Annotated in this window: 20 protein-coding genes; 9 read left to right on the top strand and 11 right to left on the bottom strand. The window is 68.4% G+C overall.

The annotated features are described in order from the left end of the window. Positions 1-220: 220 nt before the first annotated feature. Positions 221-952 carry a maleylpyruvate isomerase family mycothiol-dependent enzyme gene (locus tag CXY81_RS02865; protein ID WP_104193901.1) on the top strand — a complete coding sequence of 244 codons (732 nt, stop codon included), beginning with the start codon at positions 221-223 and terminating at the stop codon, positions 950-952. A 105-nt stretch (positions 953-1,057) separates the two neighbouring features. On the opposite strand, the gene adhE is transcribed toward CXY81_RS02865, so the two are convergent. From adhE to CXY81_RS02825, 8 genes are all read right to left on the bottom strand, one after another. Continuing rightward, positions 1,058-3,781 carry a bifunctional acetaldehyde-CoA/alcohol dehydrogenase gene (gene adhE / locus CXY81_RS02860; RefSeq protein WP_104171558.1) on the bottom strand — a complete coding sequence of 908 codons (2,724 nt, stop codon included), beginning with the start codon at positions 3,779-3,781 and terminating at the stop codon, positions 1,058-1,060. A gap of 275 nt (positions 3,782-4,056) precedes the next feature. Then, positions 4,057-5,202: a cysteine desulfurase family protein gene (locus tag CXY81_RS02855; protein WP_104193900.1), complete on the bottom strand. Its 1,146-nt coding sequence runs from the start codon at positions 5,200-5,202 to the stop codon at positions 4,057-4,059. An 11-nt stretch (positions 5,203-5,213) separates the two neighbouring features. Continuing rightward, on the bottom strand, positions 5,214-6,074 hold the full coding sequence (nadC, locus tag CXY81_RS02850) for a carboxylating nicotinate-nucleotide diphosphorylase (RefSeq protein WP_104171560.1): 861 nt from the start codon (positions 6,072-6,074) through the stop codon (positions 5,214-5,216). Next, positions 6,068-7,726, bottom strand: coding sequence for an L-aspartate oxidase (gene nadB, locus CXY81_RS02845; protein WP_104193899.1), 1,659 nt, complete (start codon positions 7,724-7,726; stop codon positions 6,068-6,070). Before nadB ends, nadC begins: the two co-directional genes overlap by 7 nt. A 2-nt stretch (positions 7,727-7,728) precedes the next feature. Beyond that, on the bottom strand, positions 7,729-9,039 hold the full coding sequence (nadA, locus tag CXY81_RS02840; protein ID WP_104193898.1) for a quinolinate synthase NadA: 1,311 nt from the start codon (positions 9,037-9,039) through the stop codon (positions 7,729-7,731). Between the two features lie 82 nt (positions 9,040-9,121). Continuing rightward, complete coding sequence (locus CXY81_RS02835) at positions 9,122-9,832, bottom strand: NUDIX domain-containing protein (protein WP_104193897.1); 711 nt, start codon at positions 9,830-9,832, stop codon at positions 9,122-9,124. A gap of 96 nt (positions 9,833-9,928) precedes the next feature. Next, positions 9,929-10,684 carry a polyprenol monophosphomannose synthase gene (locus tag CXY81_RS02830; protein ID WP_104193896.1) on the bottom strand — a complete coding sequence of 252 codons (756 nt, stop codon included), beginning with the start codon at positions 10,682-10,684 and terminating at the stop codon, positions 9,929-9,931. Positions 10,685-10,688: 4 nt separating this feature from the next. Next, positions 10,689-12,224 carry a glycosyltransferase family 39 protein gene (locus tag CXY81_RS02825; protein ID WP_104193895.1) on the bottom strand — a complete coding sequence of 512 codons (1,536 nt, stop codon included), beginning with the start codon at positions 12,222-12,224 and terminating at the stop codon, positions 10,689-10,691. Between the two features lie 111 nt (positions 12,225-12,335). Here CXY81_RS02825 and CXY81_RS02820 point away from each other — a divergent pair, with 111 nt between their 5' ends. Then, complete coding sequence (locus tag CXY81_RS02820) at positions 12,336-13,211, top strand: carbon-nitrogen hydrolase family protein (RefSeq protein WP_104171566.1); 876 nt, start codon at positions 12,336-12,338, stop codon at positions 13,209-13,211. A gap of 13 nt (positions 13,212-13,224) precedes the next feature. Here the strand turns inward: CXY81_RS02820 and CXY81_RS02815 are convergent, their stop codons facing one another. Continuing rightward, positions 13,225-13,629: an ATP-dependent DNA ligase gene (locus tag CXY81_RS02815; RefSeq protein WP_233191304.1), complete on the bottom strand. Its 405-nt coding sequence runs from the start codon at positions 13,627-13,629 to the stop codon at positions 13,225-13,227. Positions 13,630-13,776: 147 nt separating this feature from the next. Then, on the bottom strand, positions 13,777-14,808 hold the full coding sequence (locus CXY81_RS02810; protein WP_104193894.1) for an alpha/beta fold hydrolase: 1,032 nt from the start codon (positions 14,806-14,808) through the stop codon (positions 13,777-13,779). A 162-nt stretch (positions 14,809-14,970) separates the two neighbouring features. Here CXY81_RS02810 and CXY81_RS02805 point away from each other — a divergent pair, with 162 nt between their 5' ends. After that, the gene (locus tag CXY81_RS02805; RefSeq protein WP_104171568.1) at positions 14,971-16,044 is read left to right on the top strand and encodes an alkene reductase; all 1,074 of its coding nucleotides are present in this window, start codon (positions 14,971-14,973) and stop codon (positions 16,042-16,044) included. 41 nt (positions 16,045-16,085) lie between these two features. Here CXY81_RS02805 and CXY81_RS02800 read toward each other — a convergent pair whose 3' ends face one another. Then, a complete protein-coding gene (locus tag CXY81_RS02800; RefSeq protein WP_104171569.1) occupies positions 16,086-17,285 on the bottom strand; it encodes an aminotransferase class I/II-fold pyridoxal phosphate-dependent enzyme in 1,200 nt (399 codons plus the stop codon). Between the two features lie 78 nt (positions 17,286-17,363). On the opposite strand from CXY81_RS02800, the gene CXY81_RS02795 reads away from it, so the two are divergent. The 6 genes from CXY81_RS02795 (at position 17,364) to CXY81_RS02770 (ending at position 23,372) form a co-directional block, all read left to right on the top strand. After that, positions 17,364-17,945 (top strand): hypothetical protein, encoded by a 582-nt coding sequence (locus CXY81_RS02795; RefSeq protein WP_104193893.1) that lies wholly within the window; start codon positions 17,364-17,366, stop codon positions 17,943-17,945. Continuing rightward, entirely contained in the window at positions 17,921-18,781 is an 861-nt protein-coding gene (locus CXY81_RS02790; protein WP_146067596.1) for a hypothetical protein, read from the top strand. The genes CXY81_RS02795 and CXY81_RS02790 overlap by 25 nt, the downstream gene beginning before the upstream one ends. Positions 18,782-18,900: 119 nt before the next feature. Beyond that, positions 18,901-20,481 (top strand): S1C family serine protease, encoded by a 1,581-nt coding sequence (locus CXY81_RS02785; RefSeq protein WP_104193891.1) that lies wholly within the window; start codon positions 18,901-18,903, stop codon positions 20,479-20,481. Between the two features lie 134 nt (positions 20,482-20,615). Then, on the top strand, positions 20,616-21,677 hold the full coding sequence (locus tag CXY81_RS02780) for a glycosyltransferase family 2 protein (RefSeq protein WP_233193942.1): 1,062 nt from the start codon (positions 20,616-20,618) through the stop codon (positions 21,675-21,677). Further along, positions 21,674-22,486: a CDP-alcohol phosphatidyltransferase family protein gene (locus CXY81_RS02775; protein ID WP_104193890.1), complete on the top strand. Its 813-nt coding sequence runs from the start codon at positions 21,674-21,676 to the stop codon at positions 22,484-22,486. The genes CXY81_RS02780 and CXY81_RS02775 overlap by 4 nt, the downstream gene beginning before the upstream one ends. Continuing rightward, positions 22,473-23,372: a glycosyltransferase family 2 protein gene (locus CXY81_RS02770; RefSeq protein WP_104193889.1), complete on the top strand. Its 900-nt coding sequence runs from the start codon at positions 22,473-22,475 to the stop codon at positions 23,370-23,372. Before CXY81_RS02775 ends, CXY81_RS02770 begins: the two co-directional genes overlap by 14 nt. Positions 23,373-23,442: the final 70 nt, after the last annotated feature.

Genomic DNA, 23,442 nt, shown 5'->3' with positions numbered 1-23,442 from the left:
ACGTGACCAAGTCCCGCACCCGGATGACGGACGCGGTCGAACGGAAGAACGGATAGGGGGTCCCTGGCCCCTGGTCCCAGGCCGACGATGTTGCCCCGGTCCCTGGTCCCTAGTCTCGGTCCCGGGCTCGACAGGCTCGACCAGCGTCGCGGGAACGTTGGGGAGGGTGGGTCGCCGTATAGCGTAGGGACCATACGCGTTGACCCGAGAAAGGGGCCCCGTGAGCGCACCCCACGATCCGTTTGAGCTTTCTGCACGCCGGTTGACGCTGGACCTCGCCCGGCGGGGCACGGAATTCTTCGGTCGCGAACTGCAGGGGCTCACGGACGATGAACTCGACGGGGACTCCCTGCTGCCGGGCTGGACCCGGCGCCAGGTCGTCGCGCACGTCGCGTCCAACGCCCGTGCGATCGGACGGCTGGCACAGTGGGCCGACACCGGAGCCGAGACGGTGATGTATGCCTCGATGGAGGCGCGGAATGCGGAGATCGCCGCGGGCAGCATCCTCAGTCCCGACGCGCTCCGAGAATCCTGGGCGGACTCGGCCGCCGACCTGGACCGACGCTGGCTGGCGCTGGCGGACGACCGCTGGGTCGTTCCGGTCAGGAACGGGCAGGGTGCCATGGTGCCGCTGCGGGACACGGTCTGGATGCGCACCCGCGAACTCTGGATCCACGCCGTCGACCTCAACCACGGTGCCGGCTTCCGGGACCTGCCGGAGGAGGCTCTCGAGCGGCTTCTCGGCGAGATCGTCGGTGCCTGGGCCTCCCGGGGTGATACGGGCCGCCGGCTCACCGCGACGGATTCGACGCACACAGGCTACGGCGATCCGGATGCCGCCCACCAGGTCACGGGGTCGCTCGCCGACCTGGCCGCCTGGGCCGCCGGCCGTGCCCGATCGGGCGTTACTTCCGATGCGGGGGAGACCCCCGTGGCAGCGCGCTGGCTCTGAACTGACTGTGACCAGGCTCGCTCCTGCCACAGGGTGGGCCGTACACGAGAACGGCCCCGCACCAACAGGTGCGGGGCCGTTCCCCAGCCAATCAGGCGGTGACGGCTACTTGCCTGCCTTGCGGGCCGACTTCTTTTCTTCGGCCGGTGCCACTGCTTCGACGGCCGCGCGACCGGCGCGGACCTCGTTGAAAGAGGTGCCGTAGTACGCGGCCTCCATGATGGTGTGCATGTCGTCGAGCATCGGCATGCGCGGGTTGGCCGGTGCGCACTGGTCACCGTAAGCACCCATGGCCAGGCTGTCGAGGCGGCTGATGAAGTCCTCCTCCGGCACACCCTGCGCCTGGAAGGACGGCTTGATGCCGGCCAGGTCGCGCAGCTTCTCCACGGCCAGGGCGTAGGACTCGACGCCCTCCGCCGGGGTCGACGCCGGGAGGCCGAGGTGCTTCGCGATCTGCTGGAAGCGCTCCGGGGCGATGTAGCTCTCGTACTTGGGCCAGCTGGTGAGCTTGGTGGGGATGAGGCCGTTGTAACGGATCACGTGCGGCAGGTAGGTCGCGTTGACCCGGCCGTGGATCAGGTGGAGCTGCGCGCCGGTGACGTGAGCCATCGCGTGACAAATACCCAGGAACGCGTTGCCGAACGCCATACCGGCGATCGACGAGGCGTTGTGCATCTTCTCGCGGGCCTTGATGACCTCACCGTCGGTGCTCGCGGTGGTGCCGTTGACGCTGGTCACGATGTTCTCGAAGATCAGCTTGATCGCGTGCAGGCAGAGGCCGTCGGTGAAGTCGTTCGCGTAGACGGACACGTAGGCCTCGGTGGCGTGCGTGAGAGCGTCGAAACCCGAGTCAGCAACCAGGAACGACGGCATCATGGCCGTGAGCACGGGGTCGATGATCGCGACGGTCGGCAGGAGGGCGTAGTCCGCGAGCGGGTACTTGACTCCGGTGACTTCGTCGGTGATCACGGCGAACGGGGTCATTTCCGAACCGGTGCCCGAAGTGGTGGGGATGCAGACGAGCTTGGCCAGTTCGCCGAGGTCGGGGAACTTGAACGCGCGCTTGCGCACGTCGAAGAACTTTTCCTTCATGTCGGAGAATTCGATTTCGGGGTGTTCGTACAGCAGCCACATGACCTTCGCGGCGTCCATCGGCGAGCCGCCGCCGAGGGCGATGATGGTGTCAGGCTTGAAGGCCCGCATTTCGGCGGCACCCTTTTCGACCGCTGAGACGGTCGGTTCGGGCAGCACGTTGTCGATGATCTGCAGTGCGACGCGGCCCTCGCGCCGGTTCAGGATGTCGAGGATCTTGTCGACGAAACCGAGGCGGGTCATGGTCGAGTCGGTCACGATCGTGACACGTTCGACGTTGCGCATGTCCGCCAGGTAACGGATGGCGTTCGGCTCGAAGTACGTCTTGGCGGGGACCTTGAACCACTGCAAGTTGTTGTTCCTTCTGCCGATGCGCTTGACGTTGATGAGGTTGATCGCGGAGACGTTGTTCGAGACGGAGTTGTGTCCGTACGAGCCACAGCCGAGCGTCAACGACGGGATGAACGCGTTGTAGATGTCACCGATACCACCGAGCGAGCTGGGAGCGTTGGTGATGATCCGGACCGCCTTGACGCGGGTTCCGAACTCTTCGATGATGGCCGGGTTTTCGCTGTGGATGGAGCCCGAGTGGCCGAGGCCGTCGAATTCAACCATCTGCTCGGAGAGCGAAATGCCCTCTTCAGCGTCCTTGGCATGCAGCACGGCGAGAACGGGTGCCAGCTTTTCGCGGGTCATCGGCTCGTGCGGTCCCACTCCGGCGACCTCGACCAGGATGATCGATGTGTCGGCCGGGATGGTGAATCCGGCCTGCTGGGCGATCCAGACCGGCGACTTGCCGACGACGGCGGCGTTGAGCTTGGCCTCGCCACAGTTGGTCGAGTTGGCCTGGACTCCGAAGATGTAGTCCTCGAGGAGAAGCTTCTCGGCCGGGGTGACCAGGTAGGTGTGCAGGATCTTGAACTCGGCCATGGCTTCTGCGTAGAGCGGCTCTTCGATGATGACGGCCTGCTCCGACGCGCAGATCATGCCATAGTCGAAGGACTTGGAGAGCACGACGTCGTTGATGGCACGCTTGAGCTTGGCGCTCTTCTCGATGAAGGCGGGAACGTTGCCCGCGCCGACGCCGAGGGCGGGCTTGCCGCAGGAGTACGCGGCCCGGACCATGGCGTTGCCACCGGTGGCGAGGATGGTTGCGACGCCCGGGTGGTTCATCAGCAGGCTGGTGGCCTCGAGGGACGGCGTTTCGACCCACTGGATGCAGTTTGCCGGTGCACCGGCGAGGATGGCGGCGTCGCGCACGACGCGCGCTGCGGCCACAGAAGACTGCTGGGCGCCCGGGTGGAAACCGAAAACGATCGGGTTGCGGGTCTTCAGCGCGATGAGCGACTTGAAGATCGCGGTCGAGGTGGGGTTCGTAACGGGGGTCACACCGCAAATCACGCCGACCGGCTCGGCGATCTCAGTAATGCCGGTAATGTCGTCTCGGCTGATAACGCCGACGGTCTTAAGGTTTTGCATCGAGTTCGTAACGTGCTCGCATGCGAAAAGATTTTTAACGGCCTTGTCTTCGAATACGCCACGGCCGGTTTCGGCTACGGCGTGAACGGCAAGTTCGGCGTGTTTGCTGAGAGCAGCCACCGAGGCTTTCTTAACGATGTGGTCGATTTGTTCCTGCGTGAAGTTCGCGTAATCCAGAAGCGCGACCTGAGCGGCTTTAACCAGAGAGTCAATTTGAGTGGCAAGTGACTCGGTGACTGGTTTGTCGATTATTGTCATTGTGTCCCTTTTTGGCGGCCCACCTTGGGCTTATCGCCTCTTAGCTATAACCTTAGGGCGCTGGCCAGACGGCCGCACGTCAAGGGACGCGCAGTCAGTGGTCCAGGGTCGGTCGCCGTCAGCAGATTAGCTGATCGGGGGCATCTTCGCCGCGAGGAACGAAACCTTCGGAAATTGTCTGACAACTCGCAGTAAGTTCGGTTTCTGGCGCGCGCGTGCACGCGCGCGTCACGCGCGCGTCACGCGCGCGAAGCCGCGCCTGAAGCCCCGGCAGGTCAGCCTCGGTCGAGACTGCGGACGGTGCCCACGGCGGCCTGAACGGATGCGGCCGCTTCAGACGCATCCGCTGCTGTGGTCGTCGATGCCAGCGTGAACCGCACGGCGGTCTGGGCGACCTCAGCCGGGATGCCCAGAGCGGTCAACACGTGGGACGGTTCGTCGCTGTCGGCCGCGCAGGCCGACCCGCTCGAGCAGACGATGCCGCGCTGTTCCAGTTCGAGCAACACCGCCTCGCCGCTCGTGCCCGGGAAGACGAACGAGGCGGTGCCCGGCAGACGCTCCGTCGGGTGGCCGGTGAGCCGGGCCGACGGTGTGCCGCTCAGAACCGTGGTGATGAAGGCATCCCGCAGCGCGGTGATGCGGGGCGCTGCCTCCGCGCGTTCCGCCTCGGCGAGGCGCAGTGCGGTCGCCAGTGCCAGCGCCCCGGGTACGTTCTCCGTTCCGCTGCGGCGCCCGCGCTCCTGACCGCCGCCGTGCAGCACCGGTTCGACCGCGATGCGGCCGCGCAGGAAAAGCACCCCGATGCCGGGAGGTGCGCCGAGTTTGTGGCCCGACAGGCTCAGGGCATCGACGCCGAGAGCCCCCACGTCGACCGAAAGCCAGCCGGCCGCCTGCACGGCGTCGGTGTGGAGCGGCACGCGGGCGCCCTGGGCGATGGCCGATAGTTCCGCAATCCGCTGAACGGTGCCGACCTCGTTGTTGGCGTACTGCACCGAGACGAGGGTGGTATCCGGGCGGATCACGGCGCGGAGCTGTTCCGGATCCACCCGGCCGGAGGCATCCGGGTCCAGGAGCGTCACCTCGAAGCCGTGCAGGCGGCGCAGATAGTCGCAGGATTCGAGTACCGCCTCGTGCTCGATCGGCGTCGTGATGAGGTGACGGCCGCGTGGGGCGCCCAGGGCGATGCCCTTGATCGCGAGGTTGTCGGACTCGGTGCCGCCGGTCGTGAACACCACGTCGGCCGACCGGCACCCGAGCACGCCCGCGACCATGGCCCGCGCCTCGGCCAGCGCGGCGGCCGCGGCCTCACCCACTCGGTGGTGGCTCGATGGGTTGCCGAACCGGCCCGCGAGCTGCTGCCAGAGCACCTCGAGAACTTCCCGTCGCACCGGGGTGGTCGCGGCGTTGTCGAGATAGATCATGGCCGGACCGCTCAGCCCTCGGTGAGGATGACGACGTCGAGGCCGAGGTCGAGGGAGCGCACGCTGTGCGTGATGGCCCCGACCGAGATGATGTCGACGCCGGTCTCGGCGATGCCGCGCACGGTCAGCAGAGAGACGCCGCCGCTGGCCTCCACGCGTGCTCGGCCGCCCGTGAGGCGTACGCCCTCGCGCAGGTCGTCGGGGCTGAAGTTGTCGAGCATGATCGTGTCGACGCCGGCGGCAAGCACAAGCTCGATTTGGTCGATCCGGTCCACCTCCACCTCGAGGTGCGTGGTGTGGGAGATGCGGTCGCGCACCTGCCGGAGCGCTTCGGTGAGGTTCAGGCCGCCCGCGGTGAGCACGGCCAGGTGGTTGTCCTTGGCCATGACCGCGTCGGAGAGGCTGAACCGGTGGTTGTGGCCGCCGCCGTCGCGCACCGCGGCACGTTCCAGCACACGCAGGCCCGGGGTGGTCTTGCGGGTGTCGACGATGCGGGCGCGGGTGCCGGCCGTCTCGGCCACGTAGAGCGCTGTCAGTGTGGCGATCCCGCTCATGCGCTGCACGAAGTTCAAGCCGATGCGCTCGGCCTGCAGAATGCCGCGGGCGGACCCCGACACTTCCGCCAGGGTGTCACCGGCGTCGAAGACGGTGCCGTCGGCCACGAGCATCCGAACGACGATGCGCGCGTCGGTCAGTCGGAAGGCCGCCGCGAACACGGCACCACCGCTGAAGACGCCGGATTCCCGGGCGACCAGCTGCGCGGTCGCGGCGGCGTCGGCGGGGATCAGCACCTGCGAGGTGAGGTCACCCCAGGGGGCGTCCTCCTCGAGCGCGGCGCGCACGACGGTGTCGATGGCGTTCATGGTCAGCATGCAATGGCCTCCTCGGCCTCAGTGGGGTGGTCCAGATTCAGGGTGCTCCGCATGCCGTCGGCTGTGTCCGGGGCTGTGCCGCGGGTCCAGGCGACGGTGCGGGTCCAGGCGACGGTGCGGGCGAGCTCGGGCCGGCCGTCGGGGTAGTCGGAGCGGTGATGTGCGCCGCGCGATTCCTCCCGGGCCAGGGCGGAAGCCACGGTGACCCGCGCCAGGTCGAGCAGGTTGGCGTCTTCATATGCCCGAACCCGCATATTAGGTGCAGTGGTTTCGTCCGGGCCCGTCGGACGGGTGGCCCAGTCGGTCAGGGTGACGGATGCCTCGGCGAGCTTCTCCCCACTCCGCAGCACTCCCGCGCACTCCCACATCAGCTGCTGTACCGCGTCACGGTCGACGCCGGCAGGCAACCCCCCGGTGGTCGAGCCGGTCACGACCGAGACCCCCGCCGACACCCGAACCGGCAGGCGCAGCGCGCGCACGGCCCGGTCGGCGAACACGGCCGCCTCGAGCAGAGAGTTGGAGGCCAACCGGTTGGCGCCGTGGGCGCCGGTGCGGGCCACTTCACCCACGGCGAACAGGCCGGGCAGGCTGGTGCGGCCCCAGATATCCGTGAGCACCCCGCCCATCCAGTAGTGCGCCGCCGGGGCGACCGGGATCGATTCGACGGCCCAGTCCAGGCCGGCAGCACGGCAGGCCGCGGTGATGGTCGGGAAGCGTCGCTCGAGAAGTTCGCGGCCGAGACCGGTGGCGTCCAGTCGCACCGGTTCGCTGCCCTGCCTGGTCATTTCCCGGGCGATGCCTCTGGCCACGATGTCGCGCGGGGCGAGTTCCGCATCGGGGTGCAGGTCGAGCATGAAGCGGTGGCCCGACGCATTTCGCAGCACGGCGCCTTCCCCGCGCACCGCCTCGGAGACCAGCGGGGTACCGGGAACCGCGAGCGCGGTCGGGTGGAACTGGTAGAACTCGAGGTCGGCGACGGATGCCCCCGCGCGCCACGCGGCGGCCACGCCGTCACCCGTCGCCAGAGCCGGGTTCGTGGTGTGCGGGAAGAGCTCGCCGGCACCGCCGGTCGCCAGGATCACCGTGTCGGCGGGGATCGTGCGGAGTGCTTCGTCGGGCCCGAGGAGGACAGCCCCGGTCACGCGACCGTCCTGCACGGTCAGATCAACCAGCATTGTGTGTTCCTGCACGCGCAGGCGGGCGCCCACGCCCCGCAGCGAGCGGGCGGCCCGTTCACGCACCGTCGCCACGAGGGCAGCCTCGATGGCTGCGCCCGTGGCGTCCCCGCCGGCGTGCAGCACCCGCGAGCGGGAGTGGGCAGCCTCCAGTCCGCGGGTCACCCCGGACTCGTCGCGGTCGAAGTCCACACCGAACCGAATCAGGTCCCGCACCCGAGCCGGCCCCTCGGAACAGAGCACGCGCACTGCGACCGGGTCGCAGAGTCCGGCCCCGGCGCGTAAGGTGTCCTGTACGTGTGACTCGACCGAGTCATCGGGGAACATGGCCGCGGCGATCCCGCCCTGGGCCCAGCGGGTGTTGCTGTCGGGCAGGGCCGCTTTCGTGACGAGGGTGACCTGGTGGCCGGCATCCGTCGCACGCACCGCGGCGATGAGTCCGGCCAGCCCACTGCCGACGACGAGCACGCGGGTCACGGTCAGGCCTCGATGGAGACGGGCGGCTTGGCGGAAAGCATCCGTTCGAGGGCGACGCGGGCGTTGCCGGCAACCTCGCCCGATACCTGGATTCGATTGAGCACCTCGGGCGCGCGGTCCGCGGTGCCGACCAGCGCTTCGAGCACCCAGGCCAGGTAGCCCGAGTGGATGCGGTACATGGTGGAGCAGGGGCAGACCACCGGGTCGAGGCAGAAGATGGTGTGCTCGGGGTGCTGTGCGGCGAGCCGCTGCACCAGGTTGATCTCGGTGCCGATGGCGAACGTGGACCCGGCCGGGGCTGCCTCGATGGCCTTCTTGATGAAGTCGGTCGAGCCGTAGGAATCGGCGGCGTCGACGACGCCCATCGGGCACTCCGGGTGCACGACCACGCGCACGTCCGGGTGCGACTGGCGGGCCGCGGTGATCTGGTCCACCGTGAAGCGCTTATGCACGCTGCAGAACCCGTGCCAGAGCACGACCTGGGCGGCCTCGAGCTCCTCGGCCGTGTTGCCGCCGAGGGCCTTGCGCGGGTTCCACATCGGCATCCGCTCGAGGGGCACCCCCATCGCCTTGGCGGTGTTGCGGCCGAGGTGCTGGTCGGGGAAGAAGAGAACGCGGCGGCCGCGGGCGAAGGCCCACTCGAGCACGGTCTCGGCGTTGGAGGAGGTGCAGACGATGCCGCCGTGCTCGCCGCAGAACGCCTTCAGCGCGGCCGAGGAATTCATGTAGGTGACCGGGATCACGGGCACGCGGCCGTCGACGCCCTGCTCGCTGCCGTAGAGGTCCTCCAGCTGTTCCCAGCAGTCGGTGACGGAGTCGATATCGGCCATATCGGCCATCGAGCAGCCGGCGGCGAGGTTGGGCAGAATGACCGCCTGCTCCGGCGTGGAAAGCAAGTCGGCGGTTTCGGCCATGAAGTGCACTCCGCAGAAGACGATCGCCTCGGCATCCGGACGGCTCTTCGTGGCCTGCGCCAGCTGGAAGGAGTCGCCCACGAAGTCCGCGTGCGCCAACACCTCCTCGCGCTGGTAAAAGTGCCCGAGGACCACGACCCGGTCGCCGAGCGTGGCCTTGGCGGTACGGATGCGGTCGCCGAGTTCCTCCGTCGACGCGCGACGGTAGACCTCGGGCAGCTCACCCTGCCGCGGTGACCCGGTGGGGATGACATCGCCCATCGACGACCCCGGGCCGTAGCCCGGCGTGCCGGAATCAAACTCCCACGGGGCAGTGAGCAGGTCGGGGCTGCACGTGCTGCCGGCGGCAGCTCCCGTGCTGATGAGTCGAATGGTCTGGTCGACCGATGCGATGGTCATGCGGTTACTCCTCGATAATCATACAAAGCGATAGTCGGACAAGCGGTGGCCAGCAGGAGGGTGCTGGGAGGAAGAGTCATGCTCAGCCGATGGCCGGCTCGAGCGCACCCGGAGCGGTGGCATGAACGGAATCGTTGTAGCGGTAGAGGCGGGGCGGCCGATGCGGTACGCCGGCCACGCGCTGGCCGGTGTCGACCACGGTGCCTGACCCCTCGATCGTGCGGCGGAAGTTGGCCGGGTCAAGGGCCTTCTGCAGCACGGCCTCATGCACCTCGCGCAGCTGCGCGAGCGTGAAGGTCTCGCCTAGGAACGCGTGCGCGATGCGGGAGTACTCCACCTTGGTGCGCAGGCGCCAGAGGGCGTATTCCACGATGAGGTTGTGGTCGAAGGCGAGCGGCGACAGGTGGTCGGCCGGAAACCACCGCACGTTCTCGTCCTCGACGGCCAGCGCCGCCTCACCGGACTCGACGAGCGCCCAGTAGACGACCGAGACGACCCGGCCGCCGGGGGAACGCCCCGGATCCCCGAAGGTGTAGAGCTGCTCGAGGTACTTGGGGGTCAGGCCCGTGGTCTCGCGCAGGGCGCGCGCGGCCGCGCCGGCCAGGCGCTCATCGGCCCGCAGGCCGCCGCCGGGCAACGCCCACTGGCCGAGGTAGGGTTCCCGGGTGCGGCGTACAAGCGGCAGCCACAGGGTCGAGTGGCCGGATTCCGGATCCGGCCGCAGGGCGAAAATGACCGTCGACACGGCGAGGGTCGCCTCAAGCTGGGTGTTTATTCGCGCATCCACTGTCATTCCCCAAGTAAAGGTCATTGTGACTCTAACTGAATGGATTCATCTTATAGTCACTCTGACCAGAAGTCACGCCCATGGGGCGGCGTGCGGGTCCGGTCAGCGGGCACGCGGCAGGGATGTCGGTGCAGACGCGGCAACGCGGCGAGCGTTCCTGCCGGTGAGACCCCAGATCGTGACACGGGCCATCGCCTCGGCCACGATCGCGGCACTCATCTTCGAGGAACCGACGGTGCGCTCCACGAACGTGATCGGCTTCTCGACAACGCTGAGCCCGGCCCGAACCGCATGCAGCAGCATGTCGATCTGGAAGCAGTAGCCCAGGCTCTCGACGCCGGAGAGGTCCATTCGCCGGAGGGCATGCGCCGTGAAGACGCGGTAACCGCCGGTGACGTCTCGCTGGGGCAGCCGGAGCAGCACGCGCGAGTAGACCGATCCGCCCCGCGACAGCAGACGCCGGTGCCACGGCCAGTTCCGCACCATTCCGCCCGGGACCCAGCGGGAGCCCAGCACCACATCCGCCGTCTCCGCGGCCTCGAGCAGGGTCGGCAGTTGCTCTGGCAGGTGCGATCCGTCGGCGTCGAGCTGCACCAGTCGGTCGTAGCCGCGGGAGAGCCCCCAGGCGAAGGCCTCGAGATAGGCGGCTCCGAGGCCGCTCTTCCGGGAGCGGTGCAGGGCGTGCACCTGGGAATCGGTGGCGGCCAGCGCGTCAGCCAACTGCCCCGTGCCGTCCGGGGAGGAATCATCGACGACCAGAACGTCGGCCGCCGGCACGCTCGCGCGCACCCGGGCCACGATCGACGCGACGTTGCCCTGCTCGTTGTAGGTCGGGATGATGATCAGAGTCCGAGCCATGGGGCTACCTTGTCATTTCGATGATCTGCGTGCGGTTCAGCATGGTCGACTCGGCGACCGTGAACCCGAGTTGTTGCAGGGTGCGGATGTTGTCCCCCCGCCTATTCTCACCACTGGCCTGGTTCTGCAGCACCCAGACCCGGTTCGTGTCGGTAAGTCGATCGGTCACCTGCTCCAGCGGCACAGCCACGTCCCACAAGTCGTTGGTGGCGTCGAACGGCACCGCGAGGGTGACGTCCCGCAGGCCCTCGAACGCGGCCGGGTAGAGCCGCAGGGCGAGGCGGGGCTTGCGGGAGGGCCGCACGCTCTCGTCGAAAACGACCGCGTCTCCGGGCTGCGCGCCGGCCCGCACGACCTCGGACGCTTGGCGCAGGTCACTGCCGTAGTTCTTGCCGAACTCGCCGCGCTGGTCGAGATAGGTGGGCAGCATGAGAGCCGTGATCAGGCCCAGTGCGGCGGCCTGCGGCCAGAGCGGCCGGAGGCAGGCGATCCCCATGGCGATGGCGATCGCCGCCGCCGGCGTACCCACCGACAGGTACCGCAGCGAGTACATCGGCGTGATGAGGTGCGTGCCGATCAGGAGCGCTGCGCTCGGCACGATCAGCCAGGCCAGCATGACCGCCAGGGCCGCCCTGGTTGCTGTTGGTGCGGCCCGCCGCCCGCGCACGGCGAAGACCATCACGACCGCCAGCAGGATCAGACCCCACGCCAGAACGGCCAGCGGTACGTTGCCGAACCACTGGTGCACTGCGGCGGTGAGCACGGCGATCGGCGGGCGCCGCCCGATGAAGGCGATCTGATCGCGCTGCTGGAGGCTGGCCGCCATCACGGGGGCAGCCAGGGCGAGCCCGGAGGCCGTGGCCAGGGTCCAGGCGCGAATGCCCGCCCACCTGTCGCCCTCCGGCGGTATCAGCAGCACGGCGAGGCCGAGCACCGGGATCAGCAGCAGCACAAAGAGGAAGAAGTAGATTCCCAGGGCCAGGAGCGCGGTGTAAGCCGCCCAGAGCGCGAAGCGGGTGGCGCGATCCTGATAGCGGCTCCGCAGCAGGTGCACCAGCAGAACGGTCAGCCACACCACAACGGCCGTGGCGACGGCGGCCGAACGGGCTTCGGCGCCCATGTAGGTGACCCGGGGGAGCAGCGCGAAGACGATGGCCGCGAGCACGCCGACCCGGTGGGAGATCAGGGTGCGTGCCAACACGAAGGTGCCGGCCGTCGCGACGCCGACGAAGAGGGCGCTCAGCCCGCGAGTCGCCAGCTCCGAAGAGCCGAAGAGGCCGATCCAGACGTGCAGCAGCAGATAATAGGCGCCGTGCACCGCGTCGACGTTGTCCAGAAGTCGGAAGAGCCCCGGCAGGGATCGTTCCGCCGACATCACGCTGGCCGCCTCGTCGCCCCAATACGAGGGCCGCCACGATCCGGCCGCCGAGACGAGGAGGCCGAGCAGCCCGAGGATCGCTGCCAGTCCTTCGGTTCGGCGCAGGGGCAGGGTCAGCGGCTCGGGGCGAACCAGGCGGGAGACCAGCGGAGGGGGAGACACGCCTACACGTTAGGCCACCCCGCTGAACCCTGGAACCCAGGACCGGTACGGACCGAGGGGAACGGATGCCGCGACCCCGGCCGAGGCGTTGCCGGCGGCTAGGCTGACGCCATGATCGATCCCCTCGAGACGCGCGATCCTGCTCCCGCTGCAGCTGCAGCTGCCGGCGCTGGCTCCGGCCCTGTGGCTGCCCTGGGGGTTGCGGTGGCCCAGTTCGCCCCCGGCCGCGAGCCGGCCGTGAATCTCGCCGCCATGCGTGCCCTCGCCGAGACGGCCGTCGGCCGCGGAGCCCGGCTGGTCGTCTTCCCCGAGTACTCCTCTTTCTTCGAACCGGTCCTGGGGCCCTCCTTCGTCGCCGCGGCCGAACCTGTGGACGGCCCCTTCGTGGCCGCCCTCGCCGCGCTCGCGGCAGAACTCGGCGTGCATGTCGTGGCCGGCATGCTGGAGGCCACGGATGACCCGAGCCGCTTCTTCAACACCCTCGTCGCGGTGGATCCGGCCGGCGAACTCGTCGCGAAGTACCGCAAGCTGCACCTCTACGACGCCTTCGGCGACCGTGAATCGGACTGGGTGCGGCCTGGCGCCGTGGAGGAACCCGAGACGTTCGAGGTGGTGGGACTGCGGGTGGGACTGCAGACCTGCTACGACATCCGTTTCCCGGAGGTGACGCGCCGCCTGGTCGACGCGGGGGCCGAACTGGTGCTGGTGCCCGCCGAGTGGGTGCGGGGACCGTTGAAGGAACAGCACTGGCGCACGCTGCTGACAGCGCGCGCCCTGGAGAACACGGTCTACGTGGCGGCCGCCGACCACGCCCCGCCGGTGGGCGTCGGCAACAGCATGGTGGTCGACCCGATGGGCGTGGAACTGGTCACCATCGGCGAGACAACGGATGTCGCCGTCGCCTGGGTGCTGTCGGAGCGCCTCACAGCCGTGCGCGCCCGCAATCCCTCGCTGGCCCTGCGCCGCTTCGCGGTCGTGCCCCGCTGAGCGTGCAGCCAGCTCAGAGTTCGGTGGCGATGGTGTCCTGCGAGGCGGGCGCCGCGCGCACCGTGAATTTCTGATCCGGGCGATGACCGCGGTCGGTGCGCTCCGGATGTTCGGGTTCACCCATCGCCCGCTCCTCGCCGGTGGCCACCAGACCCTGGGAACTGTTAGCGGAACGGGTGAGCTGGGCGAGCCACAGCGGGTTGATGCTCGGCGGCTGACCGCCGGAGAACTTGAAATACAGGGGAATGGCCGGGTGCAGCCACGCGGAACTGCGACCGTTTCCGGCTTCGGCGGCGTTTCGCCACGAGAGCAGGAAGCTTTCGCCCCGGCGGAGTTTCTGTACGATCACGATCTGGAGATGCGCCAATATCCGGTCGTCGAATTCGACCGTGACCCTGTCATACGTCAACGAACCCATGGGGAGCCGCTTTCAATCGGTGGGGCTGTTCAGAGGCCGGCCACACAGGGTGACCAGATCTCAGGACTGATCCTCAGTTTGGTCGCTATGAACCCGCTTGACAAGGGAAACAGCCGTGCCGCGGGATCGTCCAGGACACAGCGACTACTACTGCGGGAACACGCCTGACCGGGACAGGCATCCGTTCGGCAACAGGTGAAGCAGCGTCTCATACGGTTTCTCCACGTGCGCGAAGTGCCCGGTGCCCGGCACCGTGACCAGATCGAAGCCGCGGATGACCGCGCGGAGCCTGGCCGCATCCGTCGCCGCCACGAAAATGTCGGCGTCACCCTGGGTTGCGTGCACGGCGCACTCGATCCGGGCCCAGCGGTTGGCATCGTAGGTTCCGGCGAGGTCGGATGCCACGGCGAACGCCTGCGGGCGCAGCTCGGTCGCAAGGGCCCCGATGACGCTCTCGTGCAGCAGCTCCGGTCGGCGGAACAGGGGCGCCGCCAGCGTGCGCAGCAGCCCGGTGCGGTGGAGCAGGCGGATCAGACCATGGCCGGCGCGCCCGGCCCGGGCGACGGCCCGCAGTACCGGCAGTAGGGCGCTGTACCCCGGCAGCGCGGCGAACCGGGCGACCGGGTGCCGCACGGTGTCGATCACCGAGAACGTCGTGGCCGAGACGAGGCCGACGAACGCGGTCGACTGGGTCTCGCTTGCGGCAAGTTCGAGTGCCACGAAGCCGCCGAGGGAGTGGCCGATCACGGTCCAGGAGCGGTAGCCGAGCGCACAGGCGATCTCGGCCACCACCGCAGCGGTTGCCTCGATGGAACGAGAGGGTCCCGCCGCCGGAAGCGGCGAGTCCCCCCAGCCGGGCAGGTCGGGGATGATCAGGTCGGTCAGGCCGAGACCGGAGGCGTCGGCCGCGGCCAGCAGCGGCGTCCAGGTCGTCCAGGATCCCGCGGCGCCGTGCAGCAGGATGGTCGCGGTGTCGCTCCCGGTACGGCGGCCGTGCCGCACCGAAACCGTTGCCTGGCGCAGCCGCATGGAGCTCGTGGTCAGTCCGAAGGCCCGGGCGTCGGACGACAGAGGGAACGGGCAGTATCCGGTGCGGTCCGGGTCCTCCCGGGTCGGTGCATCCGGGGCCGGGAAGCTCCGTGGCGACGTCGTCGGCCGGGTCTCGGCGATGGTGCTCATAATGCTGGTTCGGTGCGTCGGCTCCTGTGGATTGCCCGACCGTGACGGGTGAGGGGAATGCGCGGGAGAGCAGGGCCGTTGGCCCCAGGGGGAGCTGCTTCCCCTGTCCGAGACGGCGCGCGCGCCGTCCGGCGACACCCTGACCCACAGAAAGAGCTATTCGTGAATCTTTTCTCCCCGTTATCCCTCGGCGACCTGGAACTGCCCAACCGGCTCGTCATGGCGCCGCTGACCCGGGTTCGGTCCGGAATCGAGGGCGTTCCCGGCCCCCTCGTCGTCGAGCACTACAAGCAGCGTGCTTCGCTCGGCTTGATCGTGACCGAGGGCACCTACCCCAGCCACGCCGGTCAGGGCTTCCCCGGCCAGCCGGGGCTGGTCACCCCCGAGCAGATCGCCGGCTGGACCAACGTCGCCGACGCCGTGCACTTCGCCGGCGGGCGCCTGGTCGCCCAGGTAATGCACGCGGGCCGCGTCACCCACGAGGGCACCAACGGCGGCCGCGAGGTCGTGGCTCCCAGCGCCATCGCCATCCAGGGCGAAACCCACACCTACGCGGGAAAGGCCGCCTACCCGGTACCGCACGCCCTCACACTCGACGAACTCCCCGGCGTGATCGCGGACTTCGTGCAGGCCTCCCGTAACGCCATCGCCGCGGGACTCGACGGCGTCGAGATTCACTCCGCGAACGGTTACCTCCTGCACGAGTTCCTCTCGCCGGCCTCCAACCAGCGCGACGACATCTACGGCGGCTCCCCGCAGAACCGGGCCCGTTTCGTCGTCGAGGTCGTCACCGCGGTGGCCGAGGCGATCGGCGCCGGCCGCGTCGGCATCCGGGTCTCGCCGGAGCACAACATTCAGGATGCCCTCGAAACGGATGCCGCCGACCTTCTGGCCACCTACGGCGCGCTCGCCGACGCACTCGCTCCGCTGGGCCTTGCGTACCTGAGCATCCTGCACCGCGAGCCGGCCGGCGAACTGGTGCAGCAGCTGCGTGCCCGTTTCGCTGGGCCGCTCCTGGTGAACAGCGGCTTCGGCGAGGTCACCGACCGGGACGAGGCGATGGCCATCATCGCCGACGAACTGGCGGATGCGGTCGTCGTGGGCCGTGCCGTGATCGCCAACCCCGACCTCGTGTCGCGCTGGCTCAAGGACCTGCCGCTGAACGCTCCCGACCCGCTTACCTTCTACGGTGCCGGAGCCGAGGGCTACACGGACTACCCGGCACTGGCGCACTAGAACCCCCTGTCGGCACCTCCAAAGCGGCGGCTGCCGGGCGGCTAACGGGCGATGATACCGGCCAGCTGGGCGGCGGCGCGCTCGAGCACGTCCACTTTTTTACAGTAGGCGAATCGCACCAGCGAGGCATACTCGGACTGGTGACGGGCGGAGCAGAACGCGCCGATCGGAACCGCGACCACCCCGGCGAGATCGGGCAGCACCCGGCAGAACTCGGCGCCGTCAGGGTAGCCGAGCGGCGCGGCATCCGCCACGATGAAATACGACCCCTGAGGTCGACTGACCGTGAACCCCGCTTCGATCAGGCCGCTCTCGAGAACGTCACGCTTGGCCTGCAGGTCGGCGGCGACACCGGTGTAGAAGGTGTCCGGCAGGTCGAGGCCCCGCGCGATCGCCGGCTGGAACGGCGCGCCGTTCACATAGGTGAGGAACTGCTTCACGGCCAGGATTGCGGTGACAAGAGCGGACGGGGCGGTGAGCCAGCCGATCTTCCAGCCGGTGGTGTTGAACGTCTTCCCACCGGAGGAGATCGTGATGGTGCGCTCGCTCGCGCCCGGAATCGTCGCGACGGGCACGTGGGCGACACCGAAGGTGAGGTGCTCGTAGACCTCGTCGGTCACGATGAGCGCGTCGTGACGGTGTGCGAGGGACACGATGAGTTCCAGGGTCTCGCGCGGCAGCACGGCCCCGGTGGGGTTGTGCGGATTGTTCACGATAATCAGTCGGGTGCGGTCCGTGATGGCGGCGCGCAGTTCGTCGCGGTCCGGCTGGAAATCGGGCGCCCGCAGGCGCACCGTGCGATGGATGCCCCCGCCCAGCGCGATCAGGCCGCCGTAAGCGTCGTAGAACGGCTCCAGCGTGACAACCTCGTCGCCGGGGTCGAGCAGTGCGAGAACGGTTGCCGCCAGCGCCTCGGTGGCACCCGCCGTCACCAGGACCTCGGTATCCGGATCGACGGACAGGCCGTAGAACCGGTGCTGATGCCGAGCGATGGCGCCCCGCAGCACGGGCAAGCCGCGCCCCGGCGGGTACTGGTTCGCACCGTCGGAGATCGCCTGGCGTGCGGCTTCGAGAACCTCGGCAGGGCCGTCCTCGTCGGGGAATCCCTGGCCGAGGTTGATGGCGCCGGTGCGCAGGGCGAGGGCACTCATCTCCGCGAAAATGCTCGCGGCGACGGTGCCGTCCGCGGCGAGCAGGCCGGCCCCACGGGCCGTACGTCGCCAGGCCCCGGAGATTGTCATGATGTCACCTGCATGGCTCCAAACTACGACATGTGGAAAGTTCGAGCGGGGCTGCGCCGGATGCCCTAGGTTGGCCGCATGCGGACCGTGCAGCGCGACCTCCTCGTTCTGAGCTCGCTGCTGCTGCTCGGCACACTCGCGCTGACCGGTTGCACGCCCGAACCGGAGCCCCAAGCGCCCCAGGCGTCCGAGACGACCGCGCCGACGGATGCCCCCGTCTTCGCGTCCGATGAGGAAGCTCTGGCTGCGGCCACCGAAGCCTATGCGGCGTATCTGGCTGCCGGTGATGAAGCAGAGGAATCCGGATCACCATCACGGGAGCTTTTTCTATCCCTGAGCTCCGGAGAAGCTCACAAGCAGAATCTATCCGTTGCCGCATCATTCGATGACCAAGGCTGGAAGCAAGTCGGTTCCACTTCGTTTGACTCGATGGCCATCCAGTCCACGAAAATCACCGTCGACGGAGAATGGGAAATAAAGGTCTATGTCTGTCTCGATGTGACCAAAAGTGACATCGTGGATTCCTTAGGAACATCAGTGTCAAAAACTGACCGGCCACTGCGGCTGCCCCTAGAAGTTGTTTTCATTGGCACGGAACAAAGCAGTAACTATTTGCAAATTGCGGAGTCGCGGGTATGGTCCGGATCAAACTTCTGCTGACAGCGCTGATGCTCTCACTTTTCTCCCTTTCTTCTGCGGTGCCCGCAATAGCGGAGGCTCAAGATTGTCCTTACCAACTGGCAATCGCCGGCCTCTGCCCTGATGTAAGGGAAGCCATCAACAACGGCGGGGTGGACCTTTCTGCGGGGTACGAGACCGGCGGGGGACAGGGGTCCGGGAACGAAGCCGGTGGCGGAGCGGGATCCGGGGCGGGCGGGTCCGGTTCCGGCAGCGGCAGCGGCAACGCCGGTGGCGGCCAAGTCGGTGCAGCACCCGTCGTCGATCCGCTGGCGTTCGTGCGCGACGACTTCACGGTCAACTGCATTCCGGGGTCGCCGTGCGACCCGAACCTCGTGGTGAGGGTTAGTGATCTGGTCAACTTCCAGCCCGCGGCGCCGTCCCAGACGATGGAACCGCGCGGCTGGAGCGTGGCGGGTTTGCCCGCGAACTTCATCGCGTCGGCATCCGAGCACTCCCGTACCGGCGCCTTGCTGGGATATCCGGTGGAGGTTCATTTCACCCCGGTCGGCTACCGCTGGTCCTACGGCGACGGTGCCCAGGCAAGCACGAACTCGGGCGGCGCGACCTGGGCGGCACTGGGCCTCCCGGAATTCTCCGACACCGCCACCAGCCACGCGTTCGCCAGTCCGGGAAGCTATGCCGTGGTCGTCGCGGTGGTGTACTCGGCCGAGTATCGCTTCGCGGGCCTTGCCTGGCGGCCGGTGCAGGGTACGCTGTCGACCTCGGCCAGCCCGCTCGGCGTGATCGTGGGGAATGCCCAGACGGTGCTCGTCAACCGCGAGTGCACGACAAACCCGGCTGGCCCGGGTTGCTAACTGTGTTGATCGACCCGGCACCGCGCAAGTCACGGCGTCGTCATTGAATGCTCCCAGGCTGCACAGATCATTCGTTCAGGTTCAGGAGTCAAGGTGGAAATGCTTGGAAGGAGCACACCATGACCGACAATCCGCAGGCACCCGGCACCACTCCCGATCCCGACGACGCAGTCCCATTCGAAGTCAATGCGGCCGGCGAGGCTTCCGCCACGGCCCAGCCCTCTGCGGATCACTCCTCCGGCGGCACCCCCGGCGACGAGAAGCCGACCGAGGTCATCCCCGAAACGGTTTCCGCCTCTGAACAGTCGCCGGCCCAGCCCACCGCGGCCCAGCCCACCTCCGCCTCGGCCGCGCCCGCGCGCGCGTACGCCACGGATTCCTTCGGTCACCCGGTCGCGGAAAGCACCACCTCGGATCCCTACGCGCCGAATACCCAGCCGCAGTCCTACGCCCGTCAGAACGGGTACGCCGCCGACCAGCCCGGCGGCCCGCGCACGCAGCCCCGCCGCTCGGGTAATATCGCCCTGATCGCGGCCCTCGCCATCGGCGCTCTCGTCGGAGGGGCATCCGGCGCCGGCGTCACGGCCTTCGTGGTCACCAACCAGACCGTCGGAATCCCGACCAGCCAGGCCGACGGCCCCAGCACGGTCGTGGTCAACAACACCGACAGCGTCAACCAGATTACGGCGGTCGCCGCCAAGGCCACGCCCAGTGTCGTCACCATCGCCGCCTCCGACGGCAGCTCCGGCGGAACCGGTTCCGGCGTCATCCTGTCCGAAGACGGCTACATTCTCACGAACACGCACGTCGTCACCCTCGACGGCGCCGCCGCCGACGCCAGCATTCAGGTCACCGCCAGTGACGGCAAGCTCTACGCCGCCACCATTGTCGGCACCGACCCGGTTTCCGACCTCGCCGTGATCAAGCTGGACGGTGCGAGCGGCCTGGCGCCGATCAAATGGGCCGATTCCGGCAAGCTCAACGTCGGCGACAGCGCCATCGCGATCGGCGCACCGCTCGGCCTCTCCGGCAGCGTCACCGACGGCATCGTCAGCGCACTGAACCGCAGCATCTCCATCGCCTCCTCGGCTGCCCCGTCGACACCCGAGAACTCCGCACCCGACGAAGAGCAGAGCCCGTTCTTTTTCGACCTTCCCGACCAGAACGGCGGCCCGGCCCAGGCTCCCTCCACCGGCAGCATCTCCCTCTCGGTCATCCAGACGGATGCCGCGATCAACCCCGGCAACTCCGGCGGAGCCCTGCTCAACGCCAAGGGCGAGCTGATCGGCATCAACGTCGCCATCGCCAGCGCGGGCGGCGACTCGGCGGCCGCCGGCAGCATCGGCGTGGGCTTCTCCATCCCGTCGAACCTGGCCAAGCGTATCTCCGACGAACTGATCGCCACCGGCACGGCCAGCCACGGTCTGCTCGGCGCCAGTGTCACCAGCGCTGCCGGCAGCCCGGAGAGCGCCACCGTCGGCGCCCTGATCAGCGAGGTCTCGGCGGGCGGTGCAGCGGAGAAGGCCGGACTGCGAAAGGGCGACATCGTCACCAACCTCAACGATCTACCCATCACCGACGCGAACGACCTCACCGCCCAGGTGCGCGCTCTCGCGGCCGGCGAGACGGCCGACCTCACCTTTGTGCGCGATGGAAAGTCGGCCACGGTATCCGTCACGGTCGGCGCACTCTCCAGCTGACCACTCGCTCCTTCCAGAGAACAACAGCTGCGCCGCCGGTGATCCACCGGCGGCGCAGCTGTCGTTTTCGGCCCCGATGCTGGCAGGAAACACCCGGCTGGTAGGCTCTTACATCCCGCCAGAAGAATGGAACTATGACCAGCCAGGATCCCTCTTCCGGAGCCGCATCCCTGCTCGGGGTTTCCTATGTGATGCCGGTGCTGAATGACGTCACCCATGTGCGCGCCGCCGTGACCAGTCTGCTCCGCCAGGATTACTCGGGGCCCTTCGAGGTCACCCTGGCCCTCGGCCCGAGCATCGACGGCACAACCGAACTGGTTGAGGAGATGGCCGCGGTTGATCCGCGCATCCGCATCGTGGCGAACGAGATCGGCTCCACTCCGGCAGGCCTCAACACGGCTATCCGTGCCTCGCAGTACGCGTTCGTCATTCGCGTCGACGCCCATTCGGTGCTGCCGCCGGACTACGCCCGCATCGCCGTGGAGACCCTTGAGCGCACCGGCGCCGACAATGTCGGCGGCGTCATGGACGCCCAGGGCGAGAGCCCGTTCCAGAAAGCCGTCGCGCGCGCTTACGGCACGAAGATCGGCCTCGGCGGCACTCCCCTGCACATCGGCGGCCCGGAGGGCCCCGCGGAAACCGTCTACCTGGGCTGTTTCCGGATGGACAGCATCGTGCGCGTCGGCCTCTTCGACGAGGGCATCAAGCGCGGCCAGGACTGGGAACTCAACCGCCGCCTGCGCGACCAGGGCGGCATCGTCTGGTTCACACCCCGGCTCCGGGTCGTCTATCGGCCCCGGCCGAGTCTGGCCCGGCTGGCCCGGCAGATGGTGTCCACCGGCCTCTGGCGAGGGGAACTCGCCCGCCGATATCCCGAGGACAACGGCATCCGTTACTTCGCCCCGCCCGTCATGGTCCTGGGTGTCACTGTCGGCACTCTGGCCGGGCTGGCCGGCCTGGTTCAGCTCCTCACCGGGGCGAACCCGTGGTTGCTGCTCGGTTTTCTGATTCCCGCCGCCTACCTGGGGCTCGTCGCCGTGGCCACGGCCCTGGTGACCCGGCCGGACGGGTTTCGTGCCGGGCTGTGGTTTCTCGTAGTCTTGCCCTGCATTCACTTCTGCTGGGGGATCGGCTTCCTGCTCGGGTTTCTAAAATTCACCACCAACATCACGGCCCATACCGGAAGGCACCAATGACGTCAGCGAATCCCGCGGCGACTCGACCCTCCTCAATCGCCGAGCTGCGCCAGGTGGCCCAGCCGCCGGAAGTTCGGCTGCGGGCGAACGCCGAGCACTGGACGGCGTCGCTCTACCTGCGCGACATCTCCCCGTATCTGACCTGGATGCTTCTGAAGACCTCCATCTCGGCGAACGGCGTCACCGGCCTGATGATCCTGGTCGGCTGGTCCACGGCCGCCGCGCTGCTCATTCCCGGCATCTGGGGCGCGATGCTCGCCCTCCTGCTTGGGCAGCTGCAGATGTTGGTCGACTGCTCCGACGGCGAGGTCGCCCGCTGGCGCCGGCAGTCCTCCCCGGCCGGCGTGTTCCTCGACAAGGTCGGGCACTACACGACAGAGGCCCTCATCCCGATCGCGTTCGGGATCCGGTGCGCCTTCTACCCGTTCGAGGCCCCCGCCGACTTCCTGTGGACCACGCTCGCACTGCTGCTCGCCCTCGTCATCGTGCTGAACAAGGCCCTCAACGACATGGTGCACGTGGCCCGCGCGAACGCCGGCCTGACCAAACTCGCCGATCGCAAGCACGAGCAGGCCCCGACGTCGAGCCTCATCGCCCGCGCCCGCCGCCTGGCCCGGTTCCTCCCGTTCCACCGGCTGTACCACTCGGTCGAACTGACCATGCTGATCTTCGTCGCCGCGGTCGTCGGCAGCTTCCTCGGCGAGCCGGCGGTCGACCGGTTCGTGCTGGTCGTGCTCGTCCCGCTGGCCTTCCTCTCACTGGTGGGCCACTTCGTGGCCATCATGGCGTCCAAGCGTGTCCGGTCCTAACGCTTCACCGGTCGGGCCCGCCCTGCCGACAGTGGGGGTTGTGCTGCTCACCCAGGGCACCCGTCCCGACGACCTTGCCCGCGGCATCCGCAGTCTGCTGGCCCAGCAGGACGTTCTCCTGGACATCGTGTGCGTGGGCAATGGCTGGCAGCCGACCGGGCTGCCGGACCAGGTGAAGACGCTCGGCCTGCCCGAGAACCTGGGCATTCCGGCCGGCCGCAACCGCGGGGTCTCCCGCGTCGCGGGCGAGTTTCTCTTCTTCCTCGACGACGACGCCAGCATCCCGGACCCGCACTTTCTGCGAGACGCCATCGGCGTGCTGCGGGCGGATTCGACCATCGGCCTCCTGCAGCCCCGAGTGGTCGATCCGGCCGGGATCGTGTCGCCGAGACGCTGGATTCCGCGCATCCGCAAGGGCGAAGCCACCCACTCCAGCAACGTCTTCTCGGTCTGGGAGGGTGCCGTGCTGCTACCCCGGGCCGCCTTCGACGCCACCGGGGGCTGGGCCGAGCCGTTCTTCTACGCCCATGAGGGCATCGAGCTGGCCTGGCGTGTCTGGGACCTGGGCCTGCGCGCCTGGTACGCCGGCGAGCTGGAAGCGAATCATCCCGTGATCGCGCCCACCCGGCACGCCGACTACTACCGATTGAACGCCCGCAACCGGGTCTGGCTGGCCCGCCGCAACCTTCCGGTCCTGCTCGTGCCCGTCTACGCCGGGTCCTGGCTTCTGATCCAGGTACTGCGCTGGGCTCGAAATCCGGGCGCGCTGCGCGCCTGGCTCACCGGTTTCCGCGAGGGGTGGACCACCGACCCGGGGGAGCGGCGTCCCCTCAGGGCGCGCACGGTGTGGCGGATGACGCTGGCCGGACGGCCGCCCATCGTCTAACGATTCCGTCGTCACGTCCCCTTCGGGGGGCCAGAGGCGCTCGGTCGAGTGGCATCGTCGGTACTCTTGA

The sequence above is a fragment of the Cryobacterium sp. M25 genome (assembly GCF_002929635.1).
GTDB lineage: Bacteria > Actinomycetota > Actinomycetes > Actinomycetales > Microbacteriaceae > Cryobacterium > Cryobacterium sandaracinum.
Note: the sequence above shows the minus strand (reverse complement) of the source record. Positions and strands in the feature narration are given on the sequence as shown.

What these genes read in the sequence shown, in the direction of transcription:
- adhE (WP_104171558.1), bottom strand. Translation starts at nt 3,781, where the DNA reads ATGACAATAATCGACAAACCAGTCACCGAGTCACTTGCCACTCAAATT.
- CXY81_RS02855 (WP_104193900.1), bottom strand. Translation starts at nt 5,202, where the DNA reads ATGATCTATCTCGACAACGCCGCGACCACCCCGGTGCGACGGGAAGTT.
- nadC (WP_104171560.1), bottom strand. Translation starts at nt 6,074, where the DNA reads ATGCTGACCATGAACGCCATCGACACCGTCGTGCGCGCCGCGCTCGAG.
- nadA (WP_104193898.1), bottom strand. Translation starts at nt 9,039, where the DNA reads ATGACCATCGCATCGGTCGACCAGACCATTCGACTCATCAGCACGGGA.
- CXY81_RS02835 (WP_104193897.1), bottom strand. Translation starts at nt 9,832, where the DNA reads ATGACAGTGGATGCGCGAATAAACACCCAGCTTGAGGCGACCCTCGCC.
- CXY81_RS02830 (WP_104193896.1), bottom strand. Translation starts at nt 10,684, where the DNA reads ATGGCTCGGACTCTGATCATCATCCCGACCTACAACGAGCAGGGCAAC.
- CXY81_RS02820 (WP_104171566.1), top strand. Translation starts at nt 12,336, where the DNA reads ATGATCGATCCCCTCGAGACGCGCGATCCTGCTCCCGCTGCAGCTGCA.
- CXY81_RS02815 (WP_233191304.1), bottom strand. Translation starts at nt 13,629, where the DNA reads ATGGGTTCGTTGACGTATGACAGGGTCACGGTCGAATTCGACGACCGG.
- CXY81_RS02810 (WP_104193894.1), bottom strand. Translation starts at nt 14,808, where the DNA reads ATGAGCACCATCGCCGAGACCCGGCCGACGACGTCGCCACGGAGCTTC.
- CXY81_RS02800 (WP_104171569.1), bottom strand. Translation starts at nt 17,285, where the DNA reads ATGACAATCTCCGGGGCCTGGCGACGTACGGCCCGTGGGGCCGGCCTG.
- CXY81_RS02795 (WP_104193893.1), top strand. Translation starts at nt 17,364, where the DNA reads ATGCGGACCGTGCAGCGCGACCTCCTCGTTCTGAGCTCGCTGCTGCTG.
- CXY81_RS02790 (WP_146067596.1), top strand. Translation starts at nt 17,921, where the DNA reads ATGGTCCGGATCAAACTTCTGCTGACAGCGCTGATGCTCTCACTTTTC.
- CXY81_RS02785 (WP_104193891.1), top strand. Translation starts at nt 18,901, where the DNA reads ATGACCGACAATCCGCAGGCACCCGGCACCACTCCCGATCCCGACGAC.
- CXY81_RS02780 (WP_233193942.1), top strand. Translation starts at nt 20,616, where the DNA reads ATGACCAGCCAGGATCCCTCTTCCGGAGCCGCATCCCTGCTCGGGGTT.
- CXY81_RS02775 (WP_104193890.1), top strand. Translation starts at nt 21,674, where the DNA reads ATGACGTCAGCGAATCCCGCGGCGACTCGACCCTCCTCAATCGCCGAG.